At 67.4% G+C, this 430-nt stretch carries 1 protein-coding gene; it reads right to left on the reverse strand.

The annotated features are described in order from the left end of the window. On the reverse strand, window positions 1–430 hold a 430-nt coding region (locus EN851_RS36600), incomplete at both ends, for a hypothetical protein (RefSeq protein WP_189587334.1).

The following is a 430-nucleotide window of genomic DNA, read 5'->3' on the forward strand; positions in this document are numbered from 1 at the left end:
CGCCGACCGCTGCGCCGTCCGCGCCGATGGTGTCGGCATGATCGCCGACGCTCGCACCGGCCGCGCCGAACACGTTGCCGTTCGTCGAATGGCCAAGCCCTTCCGTCACGCTGTTGGCATCGTTGGCCGCAACCGGGATGTCGTCGACGATTGAGATGACGATCGATGCCGGCGTGGTATCGCTGTCGCCGGTGGCGTCGGTGACCGCCATGGTGATTGTGTCGCTGAGCGGGTTGACCTCGCCCTGGCCGGTGTGGGTCAACGGACCGGTCAGCGTATAGGTATAGCCGTAGGTGACGACGCCGCCGGCATCGGGCGCCGAGATCGAGGTGATCGTCAGCACGCCCTTCGAGGTGGTGACATGGTCGCCCACCGCCGTGATCGCCACCGGTCCGCCGGCATCGCCGTCGAGGGTGAGCGTGTAGCCTTC

Origin of the sequence: Mesorhizobium sp. M8A.F.Ca.ET.208.01.1.1 (assembly GCF_004791315.1) — a bacterium.
GTDB lineage: Bacteria > Pseudomonadota > Alphaproteobacteria > Rhizobiales > Rhizobiaceae > Mesorhizobium.